Source organism: Massilia sp. MS-15 (assembly GCF_020176695.1).
In the GTDB taxonomy this organism is placed as follows: domain Bacteria; phylum Pseudomonadota; class Gammaproteobacteria; order Burkholderiales; family Burkholderiaceae_D; genus Telluria; species Telluria hydrophila.
Map to the genome: position 1 here is coordinate 61,690 of NZ_JAIWIA010000040.1, position 18,526 is coordinate 80,215.

The window sequence follows — 18,526 nt, forward strand, 5'->3', positions numbered from 1 at the left end:
ATACAGTATACTATCGCACCCGTAAGGGCAGGGTGGGCTTGTCTCGCGTGCGGACGGATGGGCGGTTCAAAGCCGGTGCAAAGCCGCCCGCAGGGTGGGCGGGATGACCCGCCCACCCCACACCTCAACGCAGCGGCTTGCCGTCGGCATCCACCACGGTGACTTCGCCCCAGCCGAGCGAACGCACGCCGGCCTCGATCTTGCGCAGGTCGCCGATCACCATCCACACCGCTTCGTCCGGCTTGATGAACTTGCCGGAAGCGGCGCCCAGCTGCTGCGGCGTGAGCGCGCGCACGTTCGCGGCGTACTTGCTCCAGTAGTCATCCGCCAGGCCGAAGTTGACCGTCGACAGGGCCGCCGATTCGAGCGCGTCCAGGGTGCCGAAGCGGCCCGGCAGGCGCGCCGTCATGTTGCGCATGATGCTCTCGTATTCAAGGCCCACCAGCGGACGCTCGCCGGCCACACCGCGCAGTTCCTTCTGGACTTCGCGCATCGCCTCCACTGTCTTGTCGGTCTGCACCGGCGCGATGATGTAGAACGGACGCTGGCCGCGCACATCGTTCAGGCGTGCCTGGGTGCCGTAGCTCCAGTGCTTGTCGAGGCGCAGGTTGCGGTTCAGGCGCGAGGTCGCGATGCCGCCGAAGTTGGCCATCACCGGTTCCATCGCCAGGTCCTCGGGCTGGCCATAGGCCTGCGACACGTGGGCGGCGACGATGGTCGACTGCGGCGCGTCCGGCTTGTCCACCAGGATCAGGCGCTTGCCGCGGGTCGGCGCCACGGTGGCCATCCCCTTGGCCGGGGCGGTGCCCGGCTGCCACTTGCCGAAGCTCGCTTCCAGCGCCGGCAGCAGCTTGTCCATGCTGGTGTCGCCGGCCACCACGATGGTGGCGCTGCCCGGCTTGAACCAGGTGGCGTGCCAGGCGGCCAGGTCGTCGCGGGTGAGCGACTGCACGCTGCCCTCGAAGCCGCTGGCCGGCTTGCCGTAGGCGTGCCCGGCGCCGTACAGCAGCGCAGGCACGAGGCGCAGCGCCAGGCTGTTCGGCTGCGCCTTTTCCTGGCCGATGCCGGCCAGGCGGCGGCTCTTCGACAGCGTGAACTGGTCCTGCGGGAAGCTCGGGCTCAATGCCGCTTCGGCCATCAGCGCCAGCGAAGGCGCCAGGTTGGCGCTGGTGCCCTGCAGGCGCACATAGGACATGTCCTGGCCGTTGCCGGTGTACAGGCGGGCGCCCAGGTTTTCCAGCGCGTCCGACAGCGCGAAGGCGTCGCGCTGCTTCGTGCCCTTGTCGAGCAGGTCGAGCGCCAGCGAGGCGATGCCGGCCTTGGCGGCGGAATCCGAGGCGGCGCCGGCGTCGATCGCCAGCGAAGCGTTGAAGATCGGGGCCGAGTGGCGCTCGAGCAGCACCACCTTCAGGCCATTCTTGAGCTGGGCGCGCTGCAGCACCGGGAACTTGACATCGGGCGCGTCGCCCAGGCCAGGGAGGACCTTGCGGTCCAGGGTCGACTTGGTGGCGGCCAGCTTGGGCGCCGGGCGCACCGTCATCGTGTAGTGGCTGGCGCGCAGCCAGCGGTTGGCGGCCGCCTTGACGTCGGCCGGGGTGCCGGTGGCATACAGTTCGAGGCGGTCGAGGTAGGCGTCCGGCTTGCCGCCATAGGTCATGCTTTCGGCCAGCACGTCGGAACGGCCGCCGAAGCCGCCCAGGCGCTCCAGGCTGCGCGAGAAGCCGGCCAGCTCGCTCGTCTTCACGCGCTGCAGCTCGGCCTGGGTCGGGCCTTTCTCCATCAGCTCGGCCAGCACGCGCTCCATCTCGCGCTCGACCTCGAGCGGATCGACGCCCGGCTTGACGGTGGCGACCAGGTTGAAGGTGCCGCCCAGTTCACCGTCGTTGACCGAGGCGTTCACGCTGGTGGCGATGCCCTTGTCGTAGACCAGGCGCTTGGTCAGGCGCGCGCTCTTCGAGCCGCTCAGCACGCCGGCCAGCAGGTTCAGGTGCTGGGTGTCGGCATCCTTCCAGGAACCGACGTGCCAGGCGCGGTACACGCGCACTTGCGGTACCTGGTCTTCCATCTCGTCGCGGATGTTGCGGTCCAGCTGCGGGATCCATTTTTCGGTGCGCGGCAGCGCCGGGCCCGGCGGGATCGCGCCGAAGTACTTGTTCACCAGTTCATAGGCGCGCTCCGGCGTGATGTCGCCGGCCAGCGAGATCACCGCGTTGTTCGGGCCGTAATAGGTGCGGTACCACTCCTTGATGTCGTCCAGCGAGGCGGCCTGCAGGTCTTCCATGCTGCCGATCGGCGACCATGAGTACGGGTGCGAGTACGGGTACATCTTGGCCGAGATTTCCTGCCACACGCGGCCATAGGGCTGGTTCTCGCCCTGGCGCTTCTCGTTCTGCACCACGCCGCGCTCGCGCTCGAGCATCGCCTGCGAGATGTAGTTGCCGAGGAAGCCCATGCGGTCCGATTCCAGGAACAGGGTGCGCTCCAGCGCCGATACCGGCACGTCCTCGAAGAAGTTGGTGCGGTCGGTGTTGGTGGTGCCGTTGCGGTTGTTCGCGCCGAGGTCGTCCATCGCCTCGCGGAAGCCGTGCGGGTAGTTCTCGGAACCGTTGAAGAAGAAGTGCTCGAACAGGTGGGCGAAGCCGGTCTTGCCGCGCTTCTCGTTACGCGAACCGACGTGGTACCACATGTTCACGCCGACCACCGGCACGCTGTGGTCGGTGTGGACCAGCAGGGTCAGGCCATTGGGCAGCACGAATTTCTTGTGGGCGATGCTGTAGGCCTTGCGGTCGAACTTGAAGGCTGCGCTGGCCTGGGTGCCGGCGGCCGGCGCGGCGGCGTGGGCGGGCAGCGCTGCCGCGGCGGCGAGGCCGAGCAGGAGGGGGATGGCGAGTTTTTTCATGGCGTCTCGGGGACAAGGTTGTTGTAGGTATGGGTCCTGGCCGCGCATGCGCAGCTTGAACGCGCGTGGGCGGCATAGCCGCCCACCCTACAGGAATCGCTGGGCTCACGCCAGAGGAAATGGATACATACGTAGGGTGGGGCGGCTATGCCGCCCACGCGTTCAAACCACGCCGGAAGACCCGTACGCCTTACGTAAACGCCTGCGCCTGCGCCAGCAGCTGCGGCTCCATGCGCGCCACGATCTTCTTCAGGTAGCCCGATGCCGCCACCACTCCCGCCCCGCCCGCGCGCTGCAGCCAGGCATAGGCCTCGACCAGGTCGCGCTGCACGCCCTGCCCCGCCGAATACATCACGCCCAGGTTGAACTGGGCACGCGCATGGCCCTGGCGCGCCGCGCACAGGTACCAGAAGTGCGCGGCCTCGTAGTCGCGCTCGATGCCCTTGCCGCAATCGTGGCGCAGGCCCAGCTCGAACTGGGCCAGCGCGTGGCCCTGGTCGGCCGCCTTGTGGAACCAGTCGGTGGCCTCGGCCGGATCGGCATGTTCGGCGCGGTCGAGCAGCACGCCCACCATGTACTGGGCCGGTGCGTACTCCTGGTGCGCGGCGCGGCGGTACCACTCCAGCGCCTGCGCCTCGTCGCGCGCCACGCCGGCGCCGGACTCGTAGCGCAGGCCGAGATCGAACTGGGCGCGCAGGTGGCCCTGCTCGGCCGCCTTGCGGTACCAGCCCTGCGCCGCTTCCGGATCGCGCGGCACGCCCTTGCCGGCGTCGACCAGCTGGGCCAGGTGGTACTGGGCCGAAGGCATGCCCTGCTCGGCTGCCTGGCGGTACCAGTGGGCCGCGGTGGCGGCGTCGCGTTCGACACCCTGGCCATGCTCGTAGCGCACGCCCAGGTTGTCCTGGGCGCCGGCATGGCCCTGTTCGGCCGCCTGGCGGTACCAGTGCAGGGCCAGCTCCTCGTCGCGCGCCACGCCGTGGCCGCTGTCGTAGACCAGGGCCAGGTTGAACTGGGAACTGGCGTGTCCCTGTTCGGCGGCGCGGCCGTACCACAGGATGGCACTGACGCTGTCCTGCTCCAGGTCCTGCCCCTTGTCGTAGCGCAGGCCGAGGTTGAACTGGGCCGGCGCATAGCCCTGCTCCGCCGCCTTGCGCAACCAGGCGATGGCCTCGGCGCCGCTGCTGCGCAGGGCCAGGCTGAACTGCGAGCGCGCGTGGTCCTGCTCCGCCGCGCGGCGGTACCACATGGTGGCCGTTTCCTGGTCCTGGGGCACGCCCTTGCCGGTCTCGTACATCATGCCGAGGTTGTGCTGGGCGCCCGGCTCGCCCTGGTCGGCCGCCTGGCTGAACCAGTGCAGGGCCTGGCCGACGTCGTTCGGCACGCCCTGCCCCTTGGCGTACAGCCAGCCCAGGTTGTACTGGGCCGGCGCGTAGCCCTGCTCGGCGGCGCGGCGGTACCAGTAGGCCGCCTGGCCGTAGTCCTGGGCCACGCCCTGTCCCTTCTGGTACATCACGCCCAGGTTGTACTGGGCCAGCTCGAGGTCGGCGCTGGCCGCCATGCGGTACCAGGCCACGGCCAGCTCGTGGTCCTGCGCCACGCCCTGGCCGCTGGCGTACATGAAGCCCAGGCTGTGCTGGGCCGAGGGCACGCCGCGTTCGGCCATCCCTTTCACGCGCAGGAATTCGGCCGTGTAGCGCGGCTCGGCCTTGCGTTCGGCGCGATCGGCGGGGTGGGCCGGGAAGTCGAGCATGGCGGGCGGCCTCTATGCCTGGACGGCGCGCAGGCCGAACAGGGTCGGCTGGGTGCGCAGCGACTTGATGAATTCGCCCAGCGGGATCGGGCGGTAGTACAGGTAGCCCTGCATCGTCATACAGCCGTTGGCGCGCAGGTAGCGCGCCTGCTCCTCGGTCTCGACGCCTTCCGCGATCAGGTTCAGCCCGAGGCCGCGCGCGATCGAGATGATCGCCAGGATGACCGGATAGTGCCCGCCCTCCTCGTGGATCTCCTTGACGAAAGACTGGTCGATCTTCACGGTGTGGATCGGGAAGCGGTGCAGGTAGGACAGCGAGGAGTAGCCGGTGCCGAAGTCGTCGATCGCGATCGACACCCCAAGCTGGCACAGTTTATTCAGCTGCTCGATCGCGTACTGCGGGTTGCGGATGCAGATGTTCTCGGTGATCTCGACTTCGATCTGGCCCGGCTGGATTCCGTAGCGCACCAGGGCGCCGCGCATCTTTTCGAAGAAGTCGCCGCGGTCCAGGTATTGCGGCGACAGGTTCAGCGACAGGCGTACGTGGTCGGTGCCGGAGGCGTTCCACTGCAGCATGTCGCGGCACAGGGCGCCGATCATCCAGTCCGAGATCGGCAGCATCAGGCCGTTCTCCTCCGCGAACGGCAGGAACTCGCCGGCCGACAGCAGGCCGCGGGTCGGATGGTTCCAGCGCATCAGGGCTTCGGCGCCGACGATCCGGCCGGTGAGCGCGTCGATCTGCGGCTGGTAGTACATCTCCAGCTCGTCCTGCTCGAGCGCGCGGCGCAGCGCCTGCTCGAGCGCGATCTTCTGGTGCGACACATCCAGCATCGAGGTGTGATAGAAGCTGTGGCCATTCTTGCCGAGCGCCTTGACCTGGTACATGGCGATGTCGGCGTGGCGCAGCAGCTCGTCGATCGACTCGCCGTCGGTCGGGTAGATCGCGATGCCGATCGAGGCCGAGATGTGCACTTCGTGGCCGTCCAGGTCGAAGGGGCGCTGCAGGGACTCGAGGAACTTGTCGGCGATGATGCGCGCGTCGTCGCGGTCGCGCAGCTCCGGCAGCACGATGGTGAATTCGTCGCCGCCCTGGCGCGCCAGGGTGTCGCCCTTGCGCAGGCAATCCTTCAGGCGGGTGGCGGCCTGCTGCAGCAGCTCGTCGCCCTTCACGTGGCCGAGCGTGTCGTTGACCAGCTTGAAGCGGTCCAGGTCGATGAACATCACGGCCAGCTCGGTCTTCTTGCGCTTGGCCTGGATCACGGCCAGGCCGAGGCGGTCCTTGAACAGGATGCGGTTCGGCAGGTCGGTCAGGATGTCGTGGTAGGCCTGGTAGGAAATCACCTCTTCCGCGCGCTTGCGGTCGGTGATGTCGCGCGCCACGCCGTAGGTGCCGAAGAACTCGAGCTTCTTGACCTCCTGGTCGGGCACGTGCATGCCGATCGCGTTCAGCGAGATCGTCATCAGGGTGTTGTTGAAGGTGCGCTCGTGGCCATTGCCGCCTCCGCCGCCGTTCCTGCACTTCAGGCGCAGCTCGACGTTGCGCGAGGCGCGCTCGTCGACGCGGCGCTCGTTGAACACGTAGCGCGCGCGCTCCAGGTCTTCTTCATGCACCAGCACCGAGTAGTGCTTGCCGAGCAATTCATCACGGGAGTAGCCGAGCAGCTGGTAGGCGCGGTCGTTCACGAAGGTGAAGCGGCCCTCGTGGTTCAGCGTGTAGATGATGTCCGGCGAGGAGTCCACCAGGTAGCGGTACATCTTCTCGGAGTTTTCCAGCTGGGTGGCCATGCGCTCGTTCTCGAGCGCCAGGCGGCGGCCCTTGAGCGCGTTGGCGACCGTGGCCAGCAGTTCTTCGCGCGCGTAGGGCTTGCGCAGGTAGTCGTAGGCGCCGCGCTTGAGCGCGCCGATCGCGGCGTCGATCCCGACCTCGCCGCTCATCACGATCACGTCGGCATCGATGCCCTTCTCGTTGATGAAGTCCATGATTTCGTGACCGCCGATGTCGGGCAGGCGCAAATCGAGCAGGACCAGGTCGAAGCGCAGGCGCGACAGGTGGGCCAGGGCTTCGCTGCCCGAACTGGCGGTGCTCAAGGAGTAGCCGCGGCCCTTGAGCAGTTCGTACAGCGAGGACAGCAGGCGCGGCTCGTCGTCGACCAGCAGCAGGCGTGGCTGGCCATCGGTGTCCAGCGTCGGGGAATAGGGAGCGAGCTCGCCGGGGAACATGGCGTTGTGCGCGTTCATCATGACTTCATGCGGAGCCGAGCGCGCGTGCCGGCAGCGTCATCGGGTTGCCAAGGCCGGTGCCGGCGCCGGCGCCGGACCATGCCGGCAGGAGGATTTCGAATGCGGTGCCGCTGCGGCCGCTGCGGCAGGCGATGTGCCCGCCCAGTTTCTTGACCAGGCTGTGCACGATCGACAGGCCGAGGCCATGGTGAGCGCCGTCCTTGGTGCTCTTCACCGGCGAGAACAGGTGGGCCAGCACCTCGCGCGACAGGCCCGGTCCGTTGTCACTGACGACCAGCTCCAGGTACAGGTGGCGCTCGCGGTTCACGTGGCCGCGGTTGACGATCTCGACCCGGCCGCCGCCCGGGCCCAGGGCCTCGATCGCGTTCTTCACCAGGTTCACCAGGATCTGCTTGAGCACGTCGGCGTCACCCTCGATGCGGGTCGCTTCCTCGTGCATGGTGACCGCGATCTCCACCGAGGCGGGCACGAAGCCGGTGCTGCGGAACAGGCGCTGCACGTCGTCGACCACCTTGGCCACGTCGGTCGGACGCGGGCCGGCATCGCTCGGCTTCAGGTCGGCCAGGCTGCTGACCAGCTGGCCGACGCGGTCGATTTCCTCGTTCAGGATCGACATCTCGCCGCTCACCGGCTCCTGGCGCGCCAGCTTGCTGTCGAGGACACTCAGGTAGTTCTTGATGATCGACAGCGGGTTGTTCACCTCGTGCACCACGCGGCGCGAGGCTTCGCGGTATTCCTCGGCCACGTGCGCCAGCTGGCGCCGCGCATGGCCGCGCTCGAGCAGCATGTTTTCCAGCGCACTGGCGGCCTGCGCCCCGAAGGACTGCATGAAGCGCTCGCGCCGCTGGCAGTACGGGACCTGCCAGGCGGCGATGCCGCCGATCAGCACGCCCAGGCAGCGCGCGCCGGCCACCAGCGGCACGCACACCAGGCTGTCGGTGCCGAGCATGCGCAGCAGCTGCTCCTCGGCCAGGCCGACCGGTTCACCCGCGCCGTGCTCGCGTCCGATGAAGGCCGGACGGCGCTCCAGCGCGCTCTTGGCGATGGCGCCGCCCTTGGCCAGCGGCACCGCGAATTCGGCGATGCGCTGGCTGCCCTGGGTGGGTGCGCCCACCAGCGCATGGCCGGTCGGATTTTCCAGCAGCACCACGGCGCTGCCGAAGTCGAACAGGATGCGCGCCGAGCGCGTCATCGCTTCCAGCAAACCCGATTCGCCCTGCGTACGCGCGAAGCTCTGCCCTACTTCCGAGACCAGCACCATGTTGCGCACCTCTTCCGACAGGCGCTGCTGCACCGGATCGAGCGCGGGCGGCGCGAAGGCCGGCGGCGCCGGCACGTCGTCGGCGCCCTGCAGGTCGATGCCCAGGTGGGCGGCCGCCTTCTCGACCTGGCGCGCGGCGCCCAGCAGCATCGGTTCGACCTGGCCGGCATCGATGCCGCACAGGGCGGCCGCTTCCAGCACCAGCGTCTCGTCCTGCGGATGGCAGGACAGCACATGGGCCAGGCGCACGATGCGGATCAAGGGGTGGGCCGACTCCAGGCGTTCGCTCGGCTCATGGTGGTACAGCACGGCGTCGGCCAGGAAGGAGTCGAGCTGCCAGCGCTCGATCAGCCAGGCGCCGGCTTCGGCATGGGTGATCTGCAGCGTGCGCTGCTCGACCGCGCACAGGTCTTCGTCGTCGCGCGCGGTGAAGTTGTAGGCGTATTCCTTGGGCGCGGTGGCCAGCAGCGCCAGGCGGCCGACGTTGTGCAGCAGGCCGGCGAGATAGGCTTCTTCCAGGTGCGGGTAGTCGACCGCGCGCGCGATCTCCTTGGCCATCACCGCTGCGCTCAGCGAATTCTTCCAGAACGCGCGCAGGTCGGTGCTGCCCGAATGCGGAAAATTATTAAAGGTCTGGAACACCGAATCGCTGATGACCAGGGTCTTGATCATGTCGGTGCCGAGGGCGACCAGCGACTGCTCGAGGTTGACGTTGCGGTGGTGGCGCTGGTAGGCGGAACTGTTGGCGACGGCCAGCAGCTTGCCGGTCATGCCGGCATCCTTCGAAATCAGGGCGGCCAGTTCCGGCATGCCGAGGTCGTCGGCCTGCAGGTGTTCGATGAGACGCACGAGGATCTGCGGCATGGCCGGCAGACGGGCAATCAACAGGCGATTGCGGATATCCTGATCCGAAGCTTGCATGGTCTCAAACGTGGCCGCTTGTCGAGGGTTGTTCCAGGCAACCCAGGACGGGCTGCCACAAGGTCTTGCTCGTTGATCTAGCGCACAGAACAATGTTTTCACGTTTGTTCCAAGCACGAAAAACTTATCTTAGCATATAGACATTTCTGATTAGGAACAATACTTTCTGAAAAAAGTGTTGCCCGGATGTGTCGCCCCGATGTGTCGCCTGCTTCGCCCCACCCAGGCGCCGCAAAAGCGGATGAAAGATTATTTCATATATGTATGCATATATGAAAGATTATTTCATCGACATAAAAAAGGCCGGTTCCGGGCCGGGGGCAAGCTACGGCATCGGATAGCCGTCGCGGATCTTGCGGCGCCGGTAGCGCCGCGCGGTTGCCCACAGTGCGATCGCCAGCAGCGTGAAGCCGGCCTGGCCGAGCGCCAGCGAGAGCACCGAATGCGAGAGCACCGGTGCGATCACGCCCGCCACGATCGCGCCCATCAGCGTGGTCACGAAGGACTGGCAGGAAGCCACGGTGCCGCGGATGTGCGGGAACAGGTCGAGCGCCAGCAGGGTCGCGCCCGGGGCGATGATGGAGCTGCCGAAGGTGAAGAAGAACATGTGGACCACGCTCCAGGGCAGCGACGGCGGCAGGAAGCTGTGGTAGGCCACGTTGAAGGTGATCGCCCCCAGCATGAAGAAGAAGCCGACCCGGATCTGGCGCGCGAAAGTGAGCTTGCCCGCCATGCGGTTGGCCGCCAGTGCGCCCAGGAAGATGCCGCTCACGGTGGGCACGAACAGCCAGGCGAACTGCGAAGGGCCGAGGCCCAGGTGCTCGGGCAACAGCACCGGCGCGGCCGCGATGTACAGGAACAGGCCGGCGAAGTTCATCGCCACCACACCCGACTTCATGTGGAACAGGAAGGAGCTGAAGATCGCGCCGTAGCTCTGGGCCAGGAAGCGCGGATTGAAAGGCTGGCGTCTTTCGACCGGCACCGTCTCGGGCAGGTGCTTCCACGAGAACCAGCCCAGCGCCACCGTGTACACGCACAGCGCCAGGAAGATCGCGCGCCAGTCGAAGAAGGTGACGATCCAGCCGCCCAGCACCGGCGCGATGGCCGGCGCGATCGAGAAGATCATGGTCACCATCGACAGCAGGCGCGCCGCCGCCGCGTCCGAATACAGGTCGCGGATGATGGCGCGCCCCACCACCACCCCTGCTCCCGCCGACACGCCCTGCATGATGCGGAACACCCACAGGTAGTGCACCGAGGAGGCCGAGGCGCAGCCGAAGGTGCCGATCGCGAACACCACCAGCGCCACCAGGATCACGTTGCGCCGCCCGAAGGCGTCGGACAGCGCCCCATGCCACAGCACCATGCCGGCGAAAGCCAGCATGTAGGCGGTCAGGGTCTGCTGCACTTCCAGCGCGGACGCGCCGAGGTTGGCGCGGATCTGCGGGAAGGCCGGCAGGTAGGCGTCGATCGAGAACGGTCCCAGCATCGACAGGCCGGCCAGCAGCGTGGCCAGGCCGCCGGCCGAGAGCATCGCGACCTTGTGCGGCGGGGGCAGCGGCACCGGCGTCACCGGATCCTTGGGCAAGTCGTCGGGTTCGGTCGGCGGCAGCATGGAGGCTTATTGCTCCTGTGTGGGTTTCGCGGGCTTGGCTTCCTCGCGCCGGTTGAAACCGGCCACCATGTCGAAGCGGAACAGGCGGCATTCGAGCGCGCCGTTGAAGAACGGGGTCTTGCGCGCTTCCTTCAGGCGCAGCAGCTTGGGCAAGCTCAGGTCCGCCGTGAACAGGAACACGGTCCAGCCGGCGAAGCGCTGCTTGAGCGTGGTGCCGAGCGCGGAATAGAAGGACACCGCCATCTCGTCCTGCGGCACCGTCGAGTCGCCGCGCACGCCGATCCGCTCGCCGTAGGGCGGATTGGTCAGCAGGATACCGGGCTGGCTGGTGGGCGGCGATACGTGCTGGGCCTCGATCTGCTTGAGCGGCACCTCGAACAGGATGCCGGCCACCTTCAGGTTATGGCGCGTCATCGCCACCATGTCGCCCGAGATGTCGGAACCGAAGATGGTCGGCTCGGTCGGAACAGGATTGGGCTTGATCTCGGCTTTGAGCGCGGCCCAGGCTTCGCGGTCGAAACCGGCGAATTTTTCAAAGGCGAAGCGGCGCCGCGCGCCCGGCGGGATGCCCTGCACCATTTGCGCCGCTTCGACCAGGATGGTGCCGGAGCCGCACATCGGGTCGAACAGCGGGACGCCCGGCTTCCAGCCGGCCACGCGCAGCATGCCGGCGGCCAGGTTTTCGCGCAGCGGCGCGTCACCGGTCTCTTCGCGCCAGCCGCGCTTGAACAGGGCTTCGCCTGAGGTGTCGAGGTAGATGATGAAGTTGCGCTGGTCGAGGAAGCCGACGATGCGCATGTCCGGCTCGCGGGTGTTCACCGAGGGGCGCTTGTTGAACTGGTCGCGGAAGCGGTCGCAGACGGCATCCTTGATCTTCAGGGTCGTGAATTCCAGGCTTTTCAACGGCGACTTCACGGCCGTGACGTCGACCCGGATCGTGTGGTTCACGCCGAACCAGTCTTCCCAGGGCTGCTCGAGCACCAGGTCGTAGATGTCGTTCTCGTTGTTGTAGCTGCGCTGGCCCATGCGCATCAGCACGCGCGAGGCGATGCGCGAGTGCAGGTTGATGCGGTAGGCGTCCACCAGCGAACCGGAGCAGTGCACGCCGCCCGGCACCTGGTTGTGCACCTTCATCGTGCTGCTGTGCTGGGCGATCTCGCCCAGTTCGTCGGCCAGTGCCGCTTCCATGCCGCGCGGGCATGGGCAAAAATAGGAGGTCATGAGGAGTACCCTTTGTCCGTTTGAATGAAATGTGTCAGGCGCCGCCGGTCCGCACCGGCGGCAATGCTATGGGGTGATGCTGTTCAGAACGGCTTGACGACGACCAGGATCACGATCGCCAGCAGCAGCAGCACCGGCACTTCGTTGAAGTAGCGGTACCAGCGATGGCTGCGCGCGTTCGCGCCGCGCTCGAATTTCCTGAGCAGCGAGCCGCAGGCATGATGGTAGCCGATCGTCACGATGACCAGCGCAAGTTTCGCGTGCAGCCAGCCGCCCTTGAACCCGAAGCCCAGCCACAGCCAGATGCCCAGCACCAGGGCCGGCACCATCAGGATGGTAGTGAAGCGGTACAGCCGGCGGCCCATGCCCAGCAGGCGCTCGGTTGCTGCCGGATGGCTTTCCTGCGCCAGGTTCACGAAGATGCGCGGCAGGTAGAACAGCCCGGCGAACCAGGAAGCGATGAAGACGATGTGCAGGGCCTTGATCCAGAGGTACATGCAGGTTCCTTGTTGTTGTCTAGCTGCGTACTTCGCCGTGTCCGAACACGACGTACTTGAGCGAGGTGAGCCCTTCCAGCCCGACCGGCCCGCGTGCGTGCAGCTTGTCGTTCGAGATGCCGATCTCCGCGCCCAGTCCGTACTCGAAGCCGTCGGCGAAACGGGTCGAGGCGTTTACCATCACCGAGGCGGAATCGACCTCGCGCAGGAAGCGCAGCGCGGCGCTGTAGTCCTCGGTGACGATCGATTCGGTGTGCTTCGAAGACCAGGTGTTGATGTGGTCGATCGCCCCGTCGAGCCCCTCCACCACCCGGATCGCCAGCACCGGCGCCAGGTATTCCGTGCTCCAGTCCTGTTCGGTCGCGTGCTTCAGCCACGGGTAGCCGGCGAGGATGGCATGGGCCTCGGCGTCGGCGCGCAGCTCGACCTGCTCGGCCTGGTACAGCTGCGCCAGCTGCGGCAGCACGGTGGGAGCGATGGCGCGCGCCACCAGGAGGGTTTCCATCGTGTTGCAGGTGCCGTAGCGGTGGCACTTGGCGTTGAAGGCGACCGGCAGCGCCTTGGCGATGTCGGCCTTGCCGTCGATGTAGACGTGGCAGATGCCGTCCAGGTGCTTGATCATCGGGACCGTCGCTTCCGCCATCAGGCGCGCGATCAGGCCTTTGCCGCCACGCGGGACGATCACGTCCACGTACTGCGGCATCGTGATCAGGGCGCCGACGGCGGCGCGGTCGGTCGTGTCGACCACCTGCACCGCGTCCAGCGGCAGGCCGGCGCCGGCAAGGCCCTCGGACACCAGTTTCGCCAGCGCGCGGTTGCAGTGGATGGCTTCCGAGCCGCCGCGCAGGATGGCCGCGTTGCCGCTCTTGATGCACAGGCCGGCCGCATCCACCGTCACGTTGGGGCGGGCTTCGTAGATGATGCCGATCACGCCCAGCGGCACGCGCATCTGGCCGACCTGGATGCCGCTCGGACGCGACTTCATGTTGGTGATTTCGCCGACCGGGTCGGGCAAGGTGACGATCTGGCGCAGGCCGTCCACCATGGTGCGGATGGCGCCGTCGGAAAGCTGCAGGCGGTCGAGCAGGGCCGGCTCCAGGCCGGCGGCGCGGGCAGCGATCATGTCTTCCTGGTTCGCCGCGCGCAACACGGCGGCGTCGCGCTCGATGGCGTCGGCGATCAGGAGCAGCGCGCGGTTGCGGGTGGCGCCGTCGGCGCGCGCCATGGCGCGCGCCGCGGCACGGGCCTTGCGGCCCATCGAGTGCATGTGTTCGGTGATGTCCATCGTGTAGCCCGTTTTCGATAATGTGTGGCGAAGTGGCGGATCGAACGTGATTCGACCGCGTGGGCGTTCGTCATTCCGGGCATTGCCCGAAATGACCCCGCCCACCCTGCCGATGTGCGTAGGGTGGGCGGATTCCGCCCACGCGTTCAACCGGCCCAGGAACAGCCGCGACAAACTTACCGCGCCACCCGCAATGCCAGCTGCAGCATGGCATCCCACGCATCCCCGGCAAACGCCTTCGCGCGCAGGCCCTTGACCATGCGGTCCACCTGCGCCGCCTCCTGCAGCGCGGCTTCCAGCGTGGCGAGCGACACGCGCCGCAGGGCCGGTTCCATCATGCGTTCGCGCGGTCCCCAGATGCGGTGTTCCTTCAGCAGCGCCCCCAGCGGCCGCCCCTGCGCCATGCCGGCCTTCAATTTTAGCAGCGTGCGGATTTCTTCACTGACGGCCCACAAGACCAGCGGCAGGGCCTCGCCCTCGCCTTTCAGGCCGTCGAGCATGCGGGCGAGGCGCGCCGGGTCGCCGTGCAGCATCGCCTCCGACAGCTTGAACACGTCGTAGCGCGCCACGTTCAGCACGGCGTCGTGCACCTGTTCGAAGCTCAGCTTGCCCGGCTCGTACAGCAGCCCGAGCTTCTGGATTTCCTGGTGCGCCGCCAGCAGGTTGCCCTCGACGCGGTCGGCGATGAAGTCCAGGCTCTGGCGCTCGGCCCCCTGTCCCTGGGCAGACAGGCGCATGCCGATCCAGTTCGGCAGCTGGGCGCGCTCCACGTTGGGGATCTCGATATACACCGCGGCCCCCTGCAGCGCCGTGACCCAGGAAGCCTTGGCGGTCTGCCAGTCCAGCTTGGGCAGGGTGATGAGGGTCAGGTTGTCGGGCCCGGGGTCCTTCGCGTAGGCCTGCAGGGCGGCGCTGCCGTCCTTGCCCGGCTTGCCGCCCGGGATGCGCAGCTCGATCAGCTTCTTGTCGCCGAACAGGGACATGGCCTGGTTCGCCGCCAGCAGCTCGCCCCACTTGAAATTGCGCTCGACCGTGAGCACCTCGCGCTCGGTATAGCCCTGGGATCTAGCGGTCTTGCGGATGCGGTCGGCCGCTTCCAGCGCGAGCAGGTGCTCGTCGCTGGTGATCACGTACAAGGGCGCCAGGCCCTTGGCCAGGTGGCCCTCGAGGGCCTCAGGCCGCAGCTGCATACAAGGGCTTCACAGCGGTTTGATGGCCGCCAGCCGGCGCAGGATCTGCTGCACCAGGTCGGCCTGCATGTCGCGGTACAGCAGCTGCTCTTCCGATTCCTTGGCCAGCACCTGCGATTCATCGAAGGCGATATTGCGGCGCAGGGTGATCTCCGTCGGGCCCAGCAGCTCCTTGTTGTTGGCATCGCGCACGCGGAACACCAGGGTGTAGCTGAGCGAGTATTCGCGCACCCGGCCCAGGCTGTTCAGCGACAGGATCGCCTTGCCGCGCGACTCGGACAGCACGTCGAACAGCGCCTGCGCCTTCGAGGCGTCGTCCTCGATGCGCACGGTGTCGCCCGCGCGCAGGTTGCGCTTGAGCTCCGTGCCCAGCGGCGAGGTCTCGGGGAAGGCCAGGTAGATGCTCTGGAAGGGCATGTTGTACTGGCCGGTCGAGCCGCGCAGCTGGAAGCCGCAGGCGGCAAGGCTGGCGGCCAGCAGGAGTGCAGCGCAGGTGCGCACCACGGTCGTCTTCATCGCTTACACCACGATGTTGACGAGTTTGCCCGGCACGACAATGACCTTCTTCGGCGTGCCTTCGATGAACTTCTGCACCGATTCCTCGGCCAGCGCCGCCGTTTCGATGGCCGCCTTGTCGGCATCCTTGGCCACCTTGACCGAGCCGCGCAGCTTGCCGTTCACCTGGATCATCAGCTCGATCTCGGACTGCTCGAGCGCTGCCGGGTCCACTTGCGGCCACTGCACGTTGAGGATGTCGCCGTGGACGGCGGCATAGCCCAGTTCCTGCCACAGGGCGTGGGTGATGTGCGGCGCCACCGGATTCAGCAGGCGCAGGAAGATCGAGAAGCCTTCGGCGACCACCGCATTCGACGCCGCACCTTCCGCCAGCTTGCTCGATTCCAGGGTGTTGAGCATCTTCATGCAGGCCGACACCACCGTGTTGTACTGGATGCGCTTCAGGTCGTAGTCGGCCTGCTGCAGCACCTTGTGCACTTCGCGGCGCAGGGTCTTCTGGGCGTCGTCATAGGACGCCTGCTGGCCGCCCTGCAGGGCGCTCGCGATGCGCTCGCGCTGCGCGTAGCCATAGGCCCAGACGCGGCGCAGGAAGCGGCTCGCGCCTTCGACGCCGCTGTTCGACCATTCCAGAGTCTGTTCCGGCGGCGAAGCGAACATGGTGAACAGGCGCGCGGTGTCGGCGCCGTACTGCTCGATTTGCGCCTGCGGGTCGATGCCGTTGTTCTTCGACTTCGACATCTTCTCGGTGCCGCCGATCGTGACCGGCTGGCCGTCTGATTTCAGGATGGCGCTCTGCGGGCGGCCCTTGTCATCAAACGTGAGCTCGACGTCCGCCGGGTTGTACCAGGTCTTCTTGCTCGATGCGTCTTCGCGGTAGTAGGTCTCGTTCAGCACCATGCCCTGGGTCAGCAGGTTGACGAAGGGCTCGTCGAATTTCAGCAGGCCGAAGTCGCGCATCACCTTGGTCCAGAAGCGCGCGTACAGCAGGTGCATGACGGCGTGCTCGATGCCGCCGATGTACTGGTCCATCGGCATCCAGTAGTCGTTGCGCTCGTCGACCATCTTCCCGTTCGAACCCGGAGAGGTATAGCGCATGTAGTACCAGGACGAATCGATGAAGGTGTCCATCGTGTCGGTCTCGCGGCGCGCAGGCTTGCCGCACTTCGGGCAGTCGCACTTCAGGAAGGCGTCGTCCTTGTTCAGCGGGTTGCCGGTGCCGTCCGGGACCAGGTGTTCCGGCAGCACGACCGGCAGGTCCTGCTCGGGTACCGGCACCGCGCCGCAGTCGCCGCAGTGGATCATCGGGATCGGGGTGCCCCAGTAGCGCTGGCGCGAGATGCCCCAGTCGCGCAGGCGGAAGGTGACCTTCTTGTCGCCCAGGCCCTGGGCCGCCAGGTCGCCCGCCACGGCGTTGACCGCCGCGATGTAGTCCAGGCCGTCGTACTTGCCAGAGTTGATGGTCTTGCCCTGCTCTTTGTCGCCATACCACTCCTGCCAGCCGTCGAGCGAGAATTCCTGGCCTTCCACGCTGACGACCTGCTTGATCGGCAGCTTGTATTTGGTGGCGAAGCCGAAGTCGCGCTCGTCGTGGCCCGGCACGCCCATCACGGCGCCGTCGCCGTAGGTCATCAGGACGTAGTTGCCGACCCAGACCGGCAGCTGCTCGCCGGTCACCGGGTGCGTCACGGTGAGACCGGTCGGCATGCCTTTCTTTTCCATCGTCGCCATGTCGGCTTCGATGACGGAACCCAGCTTGCACTCGGCGATGAAGGCCTGCAGTTCCGGGTTGTTTTTGGCCGCGTGCTGGGCCAGCGGGTGCTCGGCCGCCACGGCGCAGAAGGTCACGCCCATGATGGTGTCGGCGCGGGTGGTGAAGACGTACAGCTTGCCTTCGTTGATGGGCTCACCCGAGTCGTCCTTGATGTCGTGCGGGAAGGCGAAGCGTACGCCAGTCGACTTGCCGATCCAGTTGGCCTGCATGGTGCGCACGCGCTCCGGCCAGCCCGGCAGCTTGTTGTCGACGTAGTCCAGCAGCTCGTCCGCGTAGTCGGTGATGCGCACGTAGTACATCGGGATCTCGCGCTTCTCGATGGGCGCACCCGAGCGCCAGCCGCGGCCGTCCACCACCTGTTCGTTCGCCAGCACGGTCTGGTCCACCGGGTCCCAGTTCACAGTGCCGGTTTTCTGGTAGATGATGCCTTTTTCCAGCATCTTGAGGAACATCCACTGGTTCCACTTGTAGTATTCCGGCTTGCAGGCGGTCATCTCGCGCGACCAGTCGATGGCCAGGCCCATCGATTCCATCTGCTTCTTCATGTGCGCGATGTTCGAGTAGGTCCATTCGGCCGGCGGCACGTTGTTCGCCATCGCCGCGTTCTCGGCCGGCATGCCGAAGGCGTCCCAGCCCATCGGCATCAGGACGTTGTAGCCGTTCATCCGCAGGTAGCGGTACATCACGTCATTGATCGTATAGTTGCGCACGTGACCCATGTGCAGCTTGCCCGACGGGTAAGGCAGCATCGAGCAGGCGTAATACTTGCCTTTCGGGAAACGCGGGTCGTGTTCGACGGCTTTATAGGCGTCGATCGACTTCCAGTAGGCCTGGGCGGCTTGTTCTACTTCGGCTGGACTATATTTTTCTTGCATGATTTCTGCAGACGTAATGAGGGGTGGAACCGGACATTATACGACACTGGGCTGGTTCATTTTGCACTGCGGCGAATGCGCATGTGCCGCAAAAAAAACGGCCGCCACGCCTGCCTTGGCAGGGTTGGCGGCCGTCGGGACCGGCAGGCGCGCGACTAGCGCAGCACCAGTTTCAAGGCCGGCTTCTCGCCGTAGTCCTCGTAGCGCTCGTTGATGCCGCCGACGCAGAAGCTGATCTCTTCCAGCAGGTCCGGCACCGCGGCTTTCATCTGTTCGGCGTCACGGATGACGATCTCCAGTACCTCGTTCGGCTTGAGCCGGAAGCACGTCATGTTCTCCTCGTCGCGCAGGTAGCTCATGCAATCCACCCAGGCGTCGATCGAACCGGCGTAGTCCTCCGGGAAACCGAAGGCGCGCCGCGACTCGCGGTGGAAGGCGGCTTCGTCGACGATCGCTGCGCCGTTCAGTTCCACGCTGGCCATGC

Annotated in this window: 12 protein-coding genes; all 12 read right to left on the reverse strand. The window is 66.7% G+C overall.

Annotated elements, in window-relative coordinates:
- Window positions 1-124 precede the first annotated feature (124 nt).
- Entirely contained in the window at window positions 125-2,899 is a 2,775-nt protein-coding gene (locus LCI23_RS16250) for a pitrilysin family protein (protein WP_224947492.1), read from the reverse strand.
- Between the two features lie 190 nt (window positions 2,900-3,089).
- Window positions 3,090-4,649, reverse strand: a complete 1,560-nt coding sequence (locus LCI23_RS16255) for a tetratricopeptide repeat protein (RefSeq protein WP_224947493.1) — start codon at window positions 4,647-4,649, stop codon at window positions 3,090-3,092.
- A 12-nt stretch (window positions 4,650-4,661) separates the two neighbouring features.
- The gene (locus LCI23_RS16260; RefSeq protein WP_224947547.1) at window positions 4,662-6,887 is read right to left on the reverse strand and encodes an EAL domain-containing protein; all 2,226 of its coding nucleotides are present in this window, start codon (window positions 6,885-6,887) and stop codon (window positions 4,662-4,664) included.
- A 7-nt stretch (window positions 6,888-6,894) separates the two neighbouring features.
- On the reverse strand, window positions 6,895-9,072 hold the full coding sequence (locus tag LCI23_RS16265; RefSeq protein WP_224947494.1) for an HDOD domain-containing protein: 2,178 nt from the start codon (window positions 9,070-9,072) through the stop codon (window positions 6,895-6,897).
- 325 nt (window positions 9,073-9,397) lie between these two features.
- Window positions 9,398-10,687 (reverse strand): multidrug effflux MFS transporter, encoded by a 1,290-nt coding sequence (locus tag LCI23_RS16270; RefSeq protein WP_224947495.1) that lies wholly within the window; start codon window positions 10,685-10,687, stop codon window positions 9,398-9,400.
- 6 nt (window positions 10,688-10,693) lie between these two features.
- Window positions 10,694-11,908: a class I SAM-dependent RNA methyltransferase gene (locus tag LCI23_RS16275; RefSeq protein WP_374041184.1), complete on the reverse strand. Its 1,215-nt coding sequence runs from the start codon at window positions 11,906-11,908 to the stop codon at window positions 10,694-10,696.
- Between the two features lie 83 nt (window positions 11,909-11,991).
- Window positions 11,992-12,405, reverse strand: coding sequence for a CopD family protein (locus tag LCI23_RS16280; protein ID WP_224947496.1), 414 nt, complete (start codon window positions 12,403-12,405; stop codon window positions 11,992-11,994).
- A 19-nt stretch (window positions 12,406-12,424) separates the two neighbouring features.
- Window positions 12,425-13,690, reverse strand: coding sequence for a glutamate-5-semialdehyde dehydrogenase (locus LCI23_RS16285; protein WP_224947497.1), 1,266 nt, complete (start codon window positions 13,688-13,690; stop codon window positions 12,425-12,427).
- Window positions 13,691-13,866: 176 nt separating this feature from the next.
- On the reverse strand, window positions 13,867-14,880 hold the full coding sequence (gene holA, locus LCI23_RS16290) for a DNA polymerase III subunit delta (protein ID WP_224947498.1): 1,014 nt from the start codon (window positions 14,878-14,880) through the stop codon (window positions 13,867-13,869).
- 9 nt (window positions 14,881-14,889) lie between these two features.
- Window positions 14,890-15,396: an LPS assembly lipoprotein LptE gene (lptE, locus tag LCI23_RS16295; RefSeq protein ID WP_224947499.1), complete on the reverse strand. Its 507-nt coding sequence runs from the start codon at window positions 15,394-15,396 to the stop codon at window positions 14,890-14,892.
- A 3-nt stretch (window positions 15,397-15,399) separates the two neighbouring features.
- Complete coding sequence (leuS, locus tag LCI23_RS16300; protein ID WP_224947500.1) at window positions 15,400-18,042, reverse strand: leucine--tRNA ligase; 2,643 nt, start codon at window positions 18,040-18,042, stop codon at window positions 15,400-15,402.
- Between the two features lie 155 nt (window positions 18,043-18,197).
- Complete coding sequence (locus LCI23_RS16305; protein ID WP_224947501.1) at window positions 18,198-18,524, reverse strand: barstar family protein; 327 nt, start codon at window positions 18,522-18,524, stop codon at window positions 18,198-18,200.
- Between the last annotated feature and the right edge of the window lie 2 nt (window positions 18,525-18,526).